This window comes from Azoarcus taiwanensis (assembly GCF_012910885.1).
In the GTDB taxonomy this organism is placed as follows: domain Bacteria; phylum Pseudomonadota; class Gammaproteobacteria; order Burkholderiales; family Rhodocyclaceae; genus Azoarcus_F; species Azoarcus_F taiwanensis.
The window spans coordinates 1-13,414 of the sequence record NZ_WTVM01000110.1 but is presented as its reverse complement, the minus strand read 5'-3'; the positions used below and the strand labels follow the sequence as shown (position 1 = coordinate 13,414).

Sequence of the window (13,414 nt, the reverse complement as noted above, 5' to 3'; positions counted from 1 at the left end):
CGATGTGTTCGTGGGCTCGGGGCCGGGTGGTTTCTCATGTCCGTGACTCATGCTCAAGAGGCGTCATCACCCTGACGCCCAAGCTGTGCCTGACGCCCTTCCACCTCGAAGAACGTGTAGGACAAAGTAATGGTGGTCACGTCGCGCGGAAGGCTCGGATCGATCACGAAGGCCACCGGCATCTCGCGCACCTCGCCGGCGTCGAGCTGCTGCTGCGCGAAGCAGAAGCACTCCATCTTGAGAAAGTAGCGACCGGCATGTTGCGGCCCGTAACTCGGAATGGCCTGTCCGGTGACAGGCACGTCGCGGGTGTTGGCAACCTCGTACACCACGGTCGCGAGCTCGCCCGGGTGAACCCGCATCACCGTTTCGCGCGGCTTGAAGCTCCAGGGCAGGCCGTGGAGGTTGGCATCGAACTCCACCATCACCGTCCGTGACGTGTCCACCTGGGTGTTCACTATCCGATCCGGCTGAAGGATGTTGTTGATGCCGGTAACCTCGCAGATCTTCTCGTACATCGGCACCAGCAGAAAACCGAAGCCGAACATCGCCACCACACCGACGAGGAGACGTTTGAGTATTCGCTGGTTCTCGGCGGCCACGTCTCTCATGCCATCAACACCTTGTACTTGAACATGATGAAGAGGTAGAAGAAAAGCGCAATGGCGCCCATGAAGAGCCCGAGACGGATGTTGCGGGTGCGGCGCGGATCGCGCATGGTGGGTTCTCCAGCCTGCCCGGCGGGCTGGCCGGACAGGTTCGACGAGGTATCAGTCACTGCCGCCATGTCACTTCACCACCGGCGCTTCTTCGAAGGTGTGGTGCGGGGCCGGCGACGGCACGGTCCACTCCAGGCCCTCGGCACCTTCCCACGAGCGGGCGGGTGCCTTCTCGCCACCACCACGGGCGGCCTTGATCACCACCCAGAGGAAGATGAGCTGCGACAGGCCGAAGCCGAAGGCGCCGATCGAGGCGAGCATGTTGAAGTCGGCGAACTGCAGGGCATAGTCCGGCACCCGGCGCGGCATGCCCGCCAGCCCGAGGAAGTGCATCGGGAAGAAGGTGATGTTGAAGAAGATCAGCGACGCCCAGAAATGCAGCTTGCCGATACGCTCATCCGGCATGCGGCCGGTCCATTTCGGCAGCCAGTAGTAGGCGCCGGCGTAGAGCGAGAACAGACTGCCGGCGACGAGCACATAGTGGAAGTGGGCCACCACGTAATAGGTGTCGTGAATCTGGATGTCGATCGGTGCGATCGCGCAGATCAGACCGGTAAAGCCGCCCATGGTGAACACGAATATGAATCCGGTCGCCCACAGCATGGGGGTTTCGAAGGTCATCGAGCCCCGCCACATGGTCGCGACCCAGTTGAATACCTTGACGCCGGTGGGCACAGCGATCAGCAGGGTCGCGTACATGAAGAACAACTGCCCGGCGAGTGGCATGCCGGTGGTGAACATGTGGTGCGCCCAAACCACGAAGGACAGAATCGCGATGGACGCGGTGGCATAGACCATGGACGCATAGCCGAACAGTGGCTTGCGCGCGAAAGCGGGAATGATCTGGCTCACGATGCCGAAGGCCGGCAGGATCATGATGTAGACCTCGGGATGACCGAAGAACCAGAAGATGTGCTGATAGAGCACCGGGTCGCCGCCACCGGCGGCGTTGAAGAAGCTGGTGCCGAAGTGGCGGTCGGTCAGCAGCATCGTCACCGCACCGGCGAGCACCGGCATGACCGCGATCAGCAGGTAGGCGGTGATCAGCCAGGTCCAGCAGAAGAGCGGCATCTTCATCATCGTCATGCCGGGCGCGCGCATGTTGAGCACGGTCACGACGATGTTGATCGCACCCATGATGGAGCTGATACCCATGATGTGAATGGCGAATATCGCCATGTCCATGCCCATGCCCATCTGTATGGAAAGCGGCGGATACAGCGTCCAGCCGGCGGCGGTCGCGCCACCCGGCACGAAGAAGGAGGCAATGAGCAGGATCGCCGCCGGTGGAAGCAGCCAGAAGCTCCAGTTGTTCATCCGCGCGAAGGCCATATCGCTCGCGCCGATCATCATCGGAATCATCCAGTTGGCGAAGCCGACGAAGGCCGGCATGATCGCCCCGAACACCATGACCAGTCCGTGCAGCGTGGTGAGCTGGTTGAACAGCTCGGGCTCGACCACCTGCAAGCCGGGCTGGAAAAGCTCGGCCCGGATCGTCAGCGCCATCACGCCCCCCGCGAGGAACATGACGAAACTGAAGATCATGTACATCGTGCCGATGTCTTTGTGGTTGGTCGTGGTGATCCAGCGCATCAGCCCGGTCGGACCGTGATGGTGATCGTGCAACTGATCGGGAATTACCGCCGCCATGCTGCCTCCTTCGCTTGACGCATCGGGCCTCGCCCTTGCGCTCGAATGGTTGCTACCGTTCCGACATGGCGACCGCTTGCTGCGCTGCGCGGCCGCTCATCTTGACCCATTGCTCACACGCCCCGCGCTGCGGCGACTTCTTCCGGTGCGATCATGTCGCCCACATTGTTGCCCCAGCTGTTGCGCAGGTATGTGAGAACGGCCGCCACCTCGACATCGGAGAGTTGAGCGGCAAATGCCGCCATTGCTGTGCCCGTTTTGCCATTGAGCACGATGTCGACCAGCGGGCCATGCTCACCCGCCACCAGGGCCGACCCGTCAAGAGCAGGGAATGCGGGCGGCACGCCGCCGCCTTCCGCCTGATGACAGGCGACACAGGTTGCGGCATAGACCTGCTCGCCACGAGCAATCAGGTCAGACTGGTTCCATTCGCGGTCGTCGGCCTCAGCCTGGGCGACCGATGCCAACCGCAGACCCTCGACCCAGGCGGAGTACTCGTCCGCCGAAACCACATGCACTTCGATCGGCATGAAGGCGTGATCCCGCCCGCACAACTCCGCACAGACACCGCGGTAAATACCTTCTTGCTCGGCACGAAACCAGGTGTCGCGTATGAAACCGGGAATCGCGTCCTGCTTGACGCCGAAGGCCGGCACCCACCACGAATGGATGACGTCGTTGGCGGTGACGAGCAGGCGAACCTTCTTTCCAACCGGCACCACCATCGGGTTGTCCACCTCGACCAGATAGTGCTCGCCCTTCTCCTCCTGCCCTTGTATCTGCGCGCGCGGGGTGGCCAGATTCGAGACGAAGGCGATACCCTCGCCCTCACCGTGCAGGTAGTCGTAGCCCCATTTCCACTGGTAGCCGGTGACCTTGATCGTCATGTCGGGATCGGAAGTATCCTTCATGTCGATGATGGTCTTGGTGGCCGGCCAGGCCATTCCAACGAGGATGAATACCGGGATGATTGTCCACAGGACTTCGACGGTCGTGTTCTCGTGGAAATTGGCGGCGACTGCGCCGCGTGACCTGCGGTGCTTGAAGATCGACCAGAACATCACCCCGAATACGCCGACGAAGATCACCAGACAGATGATCAACATCAGGGTGTGAAGACTGTAGATCTGCTCGGCGACGCTGGTCACCGGTTCCTGGAAGTTGTACCTGCTTTGCGCAAAGGCACTGGGAATAGCCAGGAACAATACGACCGACCCTGCTAATCGACCGGCAAGACTCATGTCTCAACCCCCATCTCGTCCTGTTCGGGCAGGTCTCGAAAAACCAACCTTTACGCCAATACGTTACCCGAAAGGGTAATTTTGCGGGGGGTGTCTCCTCCAGCCCTGCGGCGCGAAAGGCTTTGTCGTAAAAGCTTTCGAAATCTAATATTTATGCGGTTCTTCGCCTGCTTGGGTTGATCATGCCATATCAAATTACCGAGCCGCAACACACTTTTTTGATGTTTATCAATATAGTGCGGCGCAATACCTGCTAGGCGAACAGATTCGGCTGGAATACGTGGGATCAGCCGCGGGGCTCGGGCGCTCTTGTGGTGCAGCGCACAATCGTAATGAGCCGGCTAACCCGTTTCGCGTGTTGCCGAAAGCCGACGCGTGAGCCAGCGCACCAACGGGCCGATGAGCGGAAACTTGGCGTAGAGTTCTTCACCGGTATCCCAGTAGTCTCGATGCAGGCGCACCCGGCCATCTGCATCGAAAACGACATGGCTCGCACCTCTCACCTCGATGTTCCGCCCGCCGCTGGAAAAGAGAAAGCGCCAGCAAAGCATGGCCTGAGCACCGTCCAGCAGCGACGAATCGACAACAAACCGCGGACGCTCGACCTGGCGGAACATGTGATGAAAGATGTGCTCTATCGCAGCGACGCCTTCGACCTCGTTGAAGGGATCCTTGAATCGGGCGCCCGGCGCATACAGCATCCCGACCTGGACAACCGTCTCCGGCGTCAGTTGCTCATAAAATCGCACCAACTCCGCCAGCGCCTCCTGCATCCGGCGCCTGCCCTCATCGCTGCCAGCGGTGTCATCGACCGGCACCATCAGCGACCACCCCCTGTCGCACGCTGCACGAGCGGGAAGAACCAACGATAGGGCAACAGCCGCAACAGCTTGAGCCACAGAGTGAAACGCCTCGGGAAGTGAATCTCGAAACGCCCTTGCGCAAGTCCCGCGACGATGGCGTCAGCGGCTTGCTCCGGTTGCATCAGCGCGGGCATGTGGAAATCGTTCTGCTCCGTCAGCGGCGTCGCGACGAACCCGGGGCTGACCAGATAGACCGACACACCCCGCGGTGCAAGATCGAAATATAGGCTCTCGGCGAAATTGATCAACGCCGCCTTGGAAGCGCCATAGACAAGCGCCTTGGGCAAGCCTGCGTAACCTGCGACGCTACCAACGATGGCGACACCTCCAGCGCCCTGCTCCAGCAAGGTGGGCGCCACTACCGAAACGCCGTCCATGACCCCCAGCAGGTTGAGCTCGATGGTCTCACGCGCGGCTGTCGGCGACAGCTCCTCGACATGTAAGGGACGGTAGGTGCCGGCATTGAGCACGACGAGGTCGATGCCGCCCCACTCCGCCATCAGCGCATCATGTGCCTGATCCAGACTGCCGGCGACGGTAACATCCAGCGGCAGCAGCATGCTGCCCGGACACGATACCGCCAGGGCCTCCAGTTTTTCCCGAGAGCGGGCTGACAAGGCCAGCCGGGCGCCACGCGCCGACAATGCGCGCGCGAGTGCAGCACCGATACCGGTGGACGCGCCCACCAGCCACACCCGGCGGCCCCGCCAGTCGGTAATCCGCTCGTTCAGCGCCATGCGTTCGCCAAGCCGCGCTTACTCGTCACGCTTGTAGAACGACAGCGTGACCTCGCCGAGACGAATGCCGAACTTGCTCATCACCGAGCGGTTGAGCATCACTCGATCGTCCATGAGAAACATCCAGTCGTCGAAGTCGACGTTATACACCTTGTCTCCGACCGGCAGCGCCAGCACATAGCGCCAGCGCAAGGCGTTGCCGCGGGCCTCGCCAACCGCCTCACCGACCACGTCGTCGGCGGTGCCAGTGTATTGCCCGCGACCGTGGCGGGTGATCGTCCACACCCGGCGCTGGGTTTCGCCATCCGAGTAGGTGAAATGTTCATCGAGCACGCCCACGTCACCCTCCCAGCTCGCCTCGATCAGCACATGGAAACGCCTCACGACCTCACCCGCGCGGTTCTGGAAAATGCCGTGCGCATCCAGGGTACCATCGAAGTAGGTGCGCAGATCCAGCTCGGGCTGTTCGGATGCGTACTTGTCCACATCCACCGAACTGCAACCGGCCAGACCCAGTACGCCCGCCAGCAGCAATGCACGCGTCGTGCTCATTTCAACCCTCCTTCAAAATCCAGTTTGTAACGCAGCGACCACAACAAGGTCGCGGCCAACAGCTTGAGCGCGACCGGCGCCAGCGCATACACCGCCGACAGTGCCTGCAGTCCATCGGGGTCGGTGCCACCGGACACGTAGCCGAGCATGCCGAGCAAGGGCAGCGCCAGGCCTGCCGCGAGCGCGAGATTGGCCTTGGTGACGAAGTTCCACCAGCCGAACCAGGCGCCGGCCCGTGCATCGCTTGGCGAGGTGTCGCGCGCCAGCAAATCGGCGAGCATGGCCGGCGGCAGGGCGAGATCGGCGCCAAGCGCGGCGCCGGACGCGACGCATATCAGCGCGAACGCAAAGGTGTCGCCCGCGCCGAGGAAATAGGCCCAGATGAAGGAGGCGATGGCGAGCAGCATCGAGCCGAACCATGCGCGGACCTTGCCGACGCATCTCGACAGCCTCACCCACAAGGGCAGGCTTGCAGCCCCCGCGACGAAGTACAGCACCAGGAAGAGCCCGGAAAGGCCCGACGCCTGAAGCACGTCGGCGACGAAGAAGAGCACCGTGGAAGCGGGTATCGCAGCGGCAATGCCGTTGGCACAGAACACCGCTAGCAGCAGCAGGAACGGCCGATGCACGAGTGCCGCCCACAAAGACGGCAGCACTCGCTGCATCGAGTGCCGTCGAGCCTGCGGCCGCGGTGTCGCGGCGAGCGTGACCAGCGCGCCGACACACAACAAGGGCAGGAAGATCCAGGTCAAACGTGCGAGACCGGCAACCTCGTCGCCGGGTGCGAGCACGGTCGGGAGCGACGCGGCCAGCACGACGCCCAGAAGGGCAAAGCCTTCACGCGAGGCGACCAGCCGGGTTCGCCCATTTGCGGTATGTGCCGCCTCTGCGCCCCATGCACCGTAGTTGATGGTCGCAACCGAAAAACCGAGCGTGACGAAGAAGATCATCGCCGCCATCCAGGCTGCCCCCGCGCCCGCCGGAGGCGAGAGCAAACCGAACATGCCGGCACCGAGCACCGGCAAGGACAGAGCGATGGCCAGCTTGCGGTTGGCCAGCCGATCGCTCGCCCAACCGATGAGCGGATCGGTCAAGGCGTCGAGAATCCGCACCGCGAGCAGCACCGCTCCCACGGCAGCCAAGGACAGGCCGAACCCCTCAACGTACAGGCGGGGTACATGAACATAGATCGGCAGGGCCGCAAAGGCGAGCGGCAAGCCGAACGCACCATAAGCGAATACCGGTCGCCAGGTGGCGGCTGCAGCCGACTCCGCCTCGTCCGCGGCGCCGGCATCGGCCGCGGAGGCGACCGTAGCTGCCGGTTCAGCCATCCGTGCGATCGCCGATCAAGCGCGCCCTGAGGCCGGGTTCGCGAGTCCGCTCGTCCAGCCAGATCGCGAAGAACGCCGCGGCGAAGTCGGGGTCGGTCACGACGCCGCTCGAACGCTCGCCATAGTGGAAATGCACGCCCTCGCCAGGGCGGTGAATACCGACGATGACATCTCCGGCGGAGACATCCGGAAAGGCCTGCTCGAGCGCCGGTCGCCACGACGCGATTCGCGCCTCGTCCGCCACGCCGAGGCGACGCATCTCGTCCTCCGTGGCCTTCACCAGCCTCGCCGAGGGGATGGTTCGCTCGTAGGCGATCGCCAGCGCGAACGCTCCGCCGTCTCGCCATGCCTGCGCATCCGGCGCCCACAGGGCGGCTTCGTAGATACGCAGACCGAACCAGCGCAGCGCCCCGCTGCCAAGCGGCTGCCAACCCTGTTGTGCGAGGGCCTGGATGGCTGGCACCTGTTGCCCGGGAACCGACGAGCCGTAGGACGCTCCGGCCAGCCAGAAGCCCAGCGCGACCGCAAGCGCCAGCGAAGCCGCATCCCGCCTGAACCGCAGGATCACGCCGGCCGCGGGCTCACTGCGGCGCATGGATGAGCTCGTAGTGGTGTACATCGATGTCACCGGTTTCGAAACCGGACTCGCAATAGGAGAGGTAGAAACGCCACATGCGGATGAAGCGCTCCGGGAATCCCTGCGCGCGAACCGCCGCGAGATTGGCGAGGAAGCGCTCGTGCCAGATCGCCAGGGTTGTCGCGTAATCGCGCCCGAAGGCGAAGTCTCCATCCACGACCAGCCCGGCGGCCTCGGCCTGACGGTGAAATACCGACGGGCTGGGCAGCATGCCCCCCGGGAAGATATGGCGCTGAATGAAGTCGGTGCCGCGCCGATAGCGGTGAAAAAGATCGTCGTCGATCGTGATCGCCTGGATGATGCAGCGCCCACCGGGACGCAGCAGCGTCGCCAGCTGCTTGAAATAGACCGGCCAGAAGCGCTCGCCCACTGCCTCGATCATCTCGATAGAGACGATGTGATCGTACTGACCGCGCACATCGCGGTAATCGCACAGCTCAAAACGCACCTTGTCGGCGAAACCACCCCGCTCGGCACGCTCGCGCGCGAATGCCAGTTGCGCCGGCGACAAGGTGAGGCAGAGCACCTTGCAACCGAACTCCTTCGCCGCCACTTCGGCAAACCCGCCCCAGCCGCAGCCGACCTCGAGAATCATCTGCCCGGGCTTCGCGTCGAGGCGTTCCAGAATCCGCCGGTACTTGCGCTGCTGTCCGGTTTCGAGGCTGTCGTGCGCCGACTCGAAGACAGCGGCCGAGTAGGTCATGCTCGGATCGAGCCAGAGTGAATAGAAGTCGTTGCCGAGGTCGTAGTGCGCCTCGATGTTGCGCCGTGCCCCCACCCGGGTGTTGGCCCGCAGCAAGTGCCACAGACGATGCCCGGCAAGTCGCAGTCTGCGACCATACACCGCGGCACCCAGGCGCTCCCGATTGCGAGACAGTAGAAGTAGCACCTGGGTGGGGTCGTCACTGTCCCACAATTCGTCCATCCAGGCCTCGGCGAGGCCGATGTCGCCGGTGGCCAGCGCGCGATCGAAGGTTTCGTAATCACGCACCCTGAACTGGGCGACCAGCGCGCCGTGGCCTGCCCGCAGCCGCTGGCCGTCGGGCAACTCCACAGCAAGCGCGCCATGCTCGAGCGTATCGAGCATCTCCAGTGCCAGCCGCGCCGAACGCGGCAGCGAGGCCAGCGTCCGCGGGCAGAAGCGGCTCAATGCCTCGTCGATCACGAGTTGCTCCGGGTTCATGTCGTCGTCTCCTCAAGAGGGGGCGGGGGTTTGCGATAGAAGCGCACCTTTTTCCACCACAGCCGCAAGGCCTGCCAATGGATGCGGAACACCACGCCGAAAGTCATCAACGGGAAGCGCAGCAACCAACGCCGCATCGCAGCGCCATCGAGCACCTGCTCACGGCCACCGACGCGGGTCGAGAGCTGCTTTTCGCCGTCGTGGTAGTAATCGATCGCGACCGCATTCATGCCGTCGCGGCTGTCAAAACGGAAGCGGTACTCGCCCTTCACCGGAAAGAAGGGCGAGACATGAAAGACCTTGCGCGCACTCAAGGTCTCGCCCGAGCTAATCGGCCGCAGATCCGGGTGGAAAACGAGGTAGCGGTGGGTTTCGCCAAATGTGTTATTGACCTCGGCCAGCACGACACGCAACTGGCCAGCGCGATCGTGGCAGTACCAGAAGCTGACCGGGTTGAACACATAGCCCAGCACGCGCGGCATGGTGTGCAAGACGACCTCGCCATCGGCATGGACGGCCAGTCCATGCTCGGCCAGCACGGAACGTACCCACGGCAGCAACGGAGAACCATCACGCGCGCCGTGATCTTCGGAGCGCAGGCTGAACACCCCGGCGCGTTCGATCCCGAGCAGCGGCGTACGCAGGCTCTCCATGCAAGAAAGCGGAATGCGCAGGAAGGCCACCGGATAAACGAAACGGTTGCCCGCCACCGCATGGCGCTCGTGCATCACCGCGCCGAAACAAACCGAGGGCGTCAGCGACCATGGCTGCGAGTTCATGCTGTCACCCTTTGCGCTTCGGCGGACTCACCACGCCAGGGCACAGTGCCTCCAAGCCGCTCGACGACGCTGAGCGCGGACTTCAGGCCATCCTCGTGGAAACCGTAGCCGGTCCAGGCTCCGGCAAACCAGGTGTGGCGTTTGCCCTGAATCGAGGAAAGACGGCCCTGAGCGTCGATCGCGGCCTGATCGAAAACCGGGTGAGCGTAATCGAAGCTGCGGATAAGCTTGTCCGGAGCGGGCTCTCGAAAGGGGTTTAAAGAGACTACGACCGGCGTCTCGGTCGGCAACGGTTGCAGGCGGTTGAGCAGATAACTGACCGACACCGGACGGGTACCCTCGTCCGCCGAACCCGCGAGATAGTTCCACGCAGACCACACCTTCTTGCGCCTGGGCAGCAAGGACAGGTCTGTGTGGAGCACCGCGCGATTGGCCTGATAGCGAACCGAGGACAGCACCATACGCTCGGCGGGCGACGCGTCACCGCCAAGGATTGCCAGCGCCTGGTCACTGTGGCAGGCGAACACGACATCAGCAAACTGCTCGGTGCCACCGGGCGACTCCACCCATACGCCGCGTTCGTCCCGCGACACACGATAGACCGGGCAGCCCAGTCGTGCATCCGGCAGAAGCTCGATGATCTTGCGAACGTACTCACGCGCACCACCGCGCACCGTCATCCAACGGGGGCGGTCATTCACCTGCAACAAGCCGTGGTTGTGGCAGAAGCGCGCGAAGGTGGCGACCGGATACTCAAGCATCGTTGCTGTCGGACACGACCAGATTGCAGCCGCCATCGGCAGCAGATACCAGTCGCGAAATGCCTCGCCGTACCGGTTGGCTGCCAGCCAGGCACCAAGCGGCAGTTCCGGCGCGACGCCGGACACCGCCATGTGGGTCGCCTCGCGATTGAAGCGCAGGATGTCGGCAATCATCCGCCACATGGCAGGCCGTAAGAGGTTGCTTCGCTGCGCGAAGACGGTGCCAAGATCGGTTCCGGCCCACTCGAGATCGGGCGAGTCCATACTCACCGCAAACGACATGTCGGACTCCACTACCGGCACGCCAAGGAGGGCGAACATGGCGCACAGGTTCGGGTAGGTTTTGCGGTTGAACACCAGAAACCCGGTGTCCACCCCGAAGGAATGGCCGTCCACAGTGACGTCCACCGTATTGGTGTGGCCGCCGAAGTAATCGCCGGCCTCGAAAAGCGTCACCGCATGGCTGCGCGAAAGCAACCACGCGGCGGCCAGCCCCGAGATGCCCGACCCGACGACCGCAACCCGCTTTTGGCCCCCGGTAGCAACCCGGCGGATGTCACCCATGTCCATGTGATGATCTCCCTCAACGCCGACCGTTGGTCAGCCTGCAGCGCGCCTGCCGGCGTGCCTGTACCGCAGCGTAGAGACGCCGGCTCAGTGGCGTTGGCAGGCTGAGGCTGCGCACCGCCAAGCCGCTGGTGACGAGTTGCTCTGCGCTCATATGTTCTTCCCCTCGATCAGCGCGTAGGCCGAGTGGTTGTGGATGGATTCAAAGTTCTCCGATTCGACCACCCACGCGGCGATGCGCCCGTCGGACTTGAGACGCAGCGCAATGTCACGCACCAGATCCTCGACAAACTTGGGGTTGTCGTAGGCGCGCTCGGTAACCCACTTCTCGTCCGGACGCTTGAGCAGACCGAAGACCTCGCACGAAGCCTCTTCCTCTGCCACGCGCACCAGTTCCTCGATGCTGACGTCCTCGCGCAGACGTGCGGTGATCGTGATAGCCGAACGCTGGTTGTGCGCGCCGTAGTCGGAAATCTTCTTGGAGCACGGGCAGAGACTGGTCACCGGCGCAATCACTTTCAGCGTTACCGAAGTATCCGCCCCGGCATGCTTCTCGACACTGATCGCAACATCGACGTCGATCAGACTCTCCACACCGGAAACCGGCGCCGCCTTGCGGATGAAATACGGAAACTCGAACTGAGCACGACCCTCCTGCCCTTCCAGACGCTCCAGCATCTCGACGAACATGACTTGCAGCCCGGACAGGTCCAACGGCTCGCGCTCGCACTCGAGAATCTCGACGAAGCGGGACATGTGCGTGCCCTTGACCTCCGGGGGCAGGCCCACCGTCATCTCGACACGCGCCACGGTGTGACTGATGCTGCCATCTCGATTGCGCAGCTTCAACGGATAGCGCAAGCCACGCACACCCACTCGCTGGATGGCGAGGGAACGATGGTCAGCCGAAGATTGCACGTCTGGGAGAAAGATTCTTTCCGGGGCGTTCATATGTACTCCTGTCCAGATATGGGTCGATGTTGGCTGGGATCAAACGTCCAGGCGGAGCACTCTGGGAGCGACGTCGGGGCGGTGCACCAGAAGCTTGAGGTCTATGCCGGGGTACGGATTTTTGTCTACGACACGCTCCATGCCACATGCACGATCTTCGGCCTTGTCCTGCATCTCGGCATGGGCCGGGCGTACAAGCCAGAACGCCGCGATAACAACAGCGCTGCCAAGCAGTGCAGCACCTGCGGCCAGATTGGGTTTGGTCAGCGTTTTCATGATCGTTGTCCTAGACAAGTTGAGATTACGGTTCTAAGACAGAACCACTTAAAACACATGTCAAGCGTTTGTCTTGGACAAAATGACAAATCAAGAACTCTTCAGTATTTCTTCGGTTGAACGTGATACCGGCCTCTCGAAAGACACGCTGCGCGTCTGGGAACGGAGATACGGTTTTCCTCAACCGGATCGTGACGACAACGGTGATCGCGCCTACCCCAGGGAGCAGGTCGAGAAGCTACGTCTGATACGCCGGCTCCTCGACCAGGGAAAACGACCGTCGAAGGTCGTGGCCGCGAGCACCGCAGAACTTGTCGCAATGCTCGAAGAAACCGCAGTCGAGGCACCGCAAGCCGGTGACATTGGCGAAACCGACTTCCTCCGGCTTGTGCGCTTGCACCGCAGCGTCGAGCTGCGCACCATGTTGCAGCAACTGGTGCTCAAGCAAGGTCTGCAGCGTTTCGCCTCGGAGACCGTCACCGCACTCAATGTCGCCATCGGGCAAGCCTGGGTGCGCGGCGAGCTCGATGTCTGCGAAGAGCATCTGTATTCGGAGCAGATACAAAACGTGCTGCGCAACGCGATCGGCAGCCATTCCGGCGGAGGCTCCCGCCCGCGCATTCTGCTCACCACCTTTCCCGACGAACAGCATGGCCTGGGCCTGCTCATGGCCGAGGCGGTGCTCGTACCCGAGGGCGCGACCTGCATATCGATCGGGGTGCAGACTCCTCTCGGCGACATCCGCACCGCCGCGATCGCGGGCCAGTTCGACGTCGTCGCCCTGTCCTTCAGCGGCGCCTTCCCTGTACGTCAGGCGGTTGAAGGGCTCAATCAGTTGCGCGGCATGCTCCCGCCGGAGATCGCGCTGTGGGCAGGCGGCGCTGCGTTGCAGGGCCGCCGCGCCAAGCTCGATGGCATTCGCGTGATCTACGATCTGCACGACGCCCTGGCGGCGCTCGGCGAATGGCGGACAAAGCACGCGACCTGAGGGCAGCCCAGGCGCCAAAGCAAGAAGTCAGCTCCGCATTCGCGCCTCACGGCGCTTATATGGACGCCTCCCGGTTTGGCAAGTGAAGTTTGCATTTTTGACGTTCCAGAGTCTGGCTGCAGTCTTATATCCGGCCTGTTTGGCAGACCCGATGTCTGCTGGCCCTGATGGAATTCGCC

The 13,414-nt window shown here is 62.9% G+C and carries 16 protein-coding genes; 1 reads left to right on the top strand and 15 read right to left on the bottom strand.

The features are described 5' to 3' along the window. Positions 1-53: 53 nt before the first annotated feature. From GPA21_RS15310 to GPA21_RS15240, 15 genes are all read right to left on the bottom strand, one after another. Complete coding sequence (locus GPA21_RS15310; protein WP_168988998.1) at positions 54-611, bottom strand: cytochrome c oxidase assembly protein; 558 nt, start codon at positions 609-611, stop codon at positions 54-56. Continuing rightward, the gene (locus GPA21_RS15305; protein ID WP_168988985.1) at positions 608-787 is read right to left on the bottom strand and encodes a hypothetical protein; all 180 of its coding nucleotides are present in this window, start codon (positions 785-787) and stop codon (positions 608-610) included. Before GPA21_RS15305 ends, GPA21_RS15310 begins: the two co-directional genes overlap by 4 nt. 1 nt (position 788) lies before the next feature. Then, positions 789-2,369 (bottom strand): cytochrome c oxidase subunit I, encoded by a 1,581-nt coding sequence (ctaD, locus tag GPA21_RS15300; protein ID WP_168988997.1) that lies wholly within the window; start codon positions 2,367-2,369, stop codon positions 789-791. Between the two features lie 113 nt (positions 2,370-2,482). Next, positions 2,483-3,610 carry a cytochrome c oxidase subunit II gene (gene coxB, locus GPA21_RS15295; RefSeq protein WP_168988996.1) on the bottom strand — a complete coding sequence of 376 codons (1,128 nt, stop codon included), beginning with the start codon at positions 3,608-3,610 and terminating at the stop codon, positions 2,483-2,485. Positions 3,611-3,951: 341 nt separating this feature from the next. After that, positions 3,952-4,431 (bottom strand): nuclear transport factor 2 family protein, encoded by a 480-nt coding sequence (locus GPA21_RS15290; RefSeq protein WP_246261995.1) that lies wholly within the window; start codon positions 4,429-4,431, stop codon positions 3,952-3,954. Further along, on the bottom strand, positions 4,431-5,210 hold the full coding sequence (locus GPA21_RS15285; protein ID WP_168988995.1) for an SDR family NAD(P)-dependent oxidoreductase: 780 nt from the start codon (positions 5,208-5,210) through the stop codon (positions 4,431-4,433). Before GPA21_RS15285 ends, GPA21_RS15290 begins: the two co-directional genes overlap by 1 nt. Positions 5,211-5,228: 18 nt before the next feature. Further along, entirely contained in the window at positions 5,229-5,762 is a 534-nt protein-coding gene (locus GPA21_RS15280) for a DUF3833 domain-containing protein (RefSeq protein ID WP_168988994.1), read from the bottom strand. Continuing rightward, complete coding sequence (locus GPA21_RS15275) at positions 5,759-7,093, bottom strand: MFS transporter (protein WP_168988993.1); 1,335 nt, start codon at positions 7,091-7,093, stop codon at positions 5,759-5,761. Before GPA21_RS15275 ends, GPA21_RS15280 begins: the two co-directional genes overlap by 4 nt. Further along, on the bottom strand, positions 7,086-7,688 hold the full coding sequence (locus tag GPA21_RS15270) for a chalcone isomerase family protein (RefSeq protein ID WP_168988992.1): 603 nt from the start codon (positions 7,686-7,688) through the stop codon (positions 7,086-7,088). Before GPA21_RS15270 ends, GPA21_RS15275 begins: the two co-directional genes overlap by 8 nt. Further along, entirely contained in the window at positions 7,675-8,913 is a 1,239-nt protein-coding gene (locus GPA21_RS15265) for an SAM-dependent methyltransferase (RefSeq protein ID WP_168988991.1), read from the bottom strand. The genes GPA21_RS15270 and GPA21_RS15265 overlap by 14 nt, the downstream gene beginning before the upstream one ends. After that, positions 8,910-9,692: a DUF1365 domain-containing protein gene (locus GPA21_RS15260; protein ID WP_211163634.1), complete on the bottom strand. Its 783-nt coding sequence runs from the start codon at positions 9,690-9,692 to the stop codon at positions 8,910-8,912. Before GPA21_RS15260 ends, GPA21_RS15265 begins: the two co-directional genes overlap by 4 nt. Next, positions 9,689-11,023 carry an NAD(P)/FAD-dependent oxidoreductase gene (locus GPA21_RS15255; RefSeq protein WP_168988990.1) on the bottom strand — a complete coding sequence of 445 codons (1,335 nt, stop codon included), beginning with the start codon at positions 11,021-11,023 and terminating at the stop codon, positions 9,689-9,691. Before GPA21_RS15255 ends, GPA21_RS15260 begins: the two co-directional genes overlap by 4 nt. 13 nt (positions 11,024-11,036) lie before the next feature. After that, the gene (locus GPA21_RS15250) at positions 11,037-11,174 is read right to left on the bottom strand and encodes a hypothetical protein (protein ID WP_168988989.1); all 138 of its coding nucleotides are present in this window, start codon (positions 11,172-11,174) and stop codon (positions 11,037-11,039) included. Beyond that, entirely contained in the window at positions 11,171-11,971 is an 801-nt protein-coding gene (gene folE2, locus GPA21_RS15245) for a GTP cyclohydrolase FolE2 (RefSeq protein WP_168988988.1), read from the bottom strand. Before folE2 ends, GPA21_RS15250 begins: the two co-directional genes overlap by 4 nt. 39 nt (positions 11,972-12,010) lie before the next feature. After that, positions 12,011-12,247: a hypothetical protein gene (locus tag GPA21_RS15240; protein ID WP_168988987.1), complete on the bottom strand. Its 237-nt coding sequence runs from the start codon at positions 12,245-12,247 to the stop codon at positions 12,011-12,013. 82 nt (positions 12,248-12,329) lie between these two features. Between GPA21_RS15240 and GPA21_RS15235 the strand changes: the two genes are divergently transcribed. Then, positions 12,330-13,235: a MerR family transcriptional regulator gene (locus GPA21_RS15235; protein ID WP_168988986.1), complete on the top strand. Its 906-nt coding sequence runs from the start codon at positions 12,330-12,332 to the stop codon at positions 13,233-13,235. The last annotated feature ends 179 nt before the right edge of the window (positions 13,236-13,414 follow it).

Coding starts and splice junctions, on each gene's coding strand:
- GPA21_RS15310 (WP_168988998.1), bottom strand. CDS start 611: ATGAGAGACGTGGCCGCCGAGAACCAGCGAATACTCAAACGTCTCCTC.
- GPA21_RS15305 (WP_168988985.1), bottom strand. CDS start 787: ATGGCGGCAGTGACTGATACCTCGTCGAACCTGTCCGGCCAGCCCGCC.
- ctaD (WP_168988997.1), bottom strand. CDS start 2,369: ATGGCGGCGGTAATTCCCGATCAGTTGCACGATCACCATCACGGTCCG.
- coxB (WP_168988996.1), bottom strand. CDS start 3,610: ATGAGTCTTGCCGGTCGATTAGCAGGGTCGGTCGTATTGTTCCTGGCT.
- GPA21_RS15290 (WP_246261995.1), bottom strand. CDS start 4,431: ATGGTGCCGGTCGATGACACCGCTGGCAGCGATGAGGGCAGGCGCCGG.
- GPA21_RS15285 (WP_168988995.1), bottom strand. CDS start 5,210: ATGGCGCTGAACGAGCGGATTACCGACTGGCGGGGCCGCCGGGTGTGG.
- GPA21_RS15280 (WP_168988994.1), bottom strand. CDS start 5,762: ATGAGCACGACGCGTGCATTGCTGCTGGCGGGCGTACTGGGTCTGGCC.
- GPA21_RS15275 (WP_168988993.1), bottom strand. CDS start 7,093: ATGGCTGAACCGGCAGCTACGGTCGCCTCCGCGGCCGATGCCGGCGCC.
- GPA21_RS15270 (WP_168988992.1), bottom strand. CDS start 7,688: ATGCGCCGCAGTGAGCCCGCGGCCGGCGTGATCCTGCGGTTCAGGCGG.
- GPA21_RS15265 (WP_168988991.1), bottom strand. CDS start 8,913: ATGAACCCGGAGCAACTCGTGATCGACGAGGCATTGAGCCGCTTCTGC.
- GPA21_RS15260 (WP_211163634.1), bottom strand. CDS start 9,692: ATGAACTCGCAGCCATGGTCGCTGACGCCCTCGGTTTGTTTCGGCGCG.
- GPA21_RS15255 (WP_168988990.1), bottom strand. CDS start 11,023: ATGGACATGGGTGACATCCGCCGGGTTGCTACCGGGGGCCAAAAGCGG.
- GPA21_RS15250 (WP_168988989.1), bottom strand. CDS start 11,174: ATGAGCGCAGAGCAACTCGTCACCAGCGGCTTGGCGGTGCGCAGCCTC.
- folE2 (WP_168988988.1), bottom strand. CDS start 11,971: ATGAACGCCCCGGAAAGAATCTTTCTCCCAGACGTGCAATCTTCGGCT.
- GPA21_RS15240 (WP_168988987.1), bottom strand. CDS start 12,247: ATGAAAACGCTGACCAAACCCAATCTGGCCGCAGGTGCTGCACTGCTT.
- GPA21_RS15235 (WP_168988986.1), top strand. CDS start 12,330: ATGACAAATCAAGAACTCTTCAGTATTTCTTCGGTTGAACGTGATACC.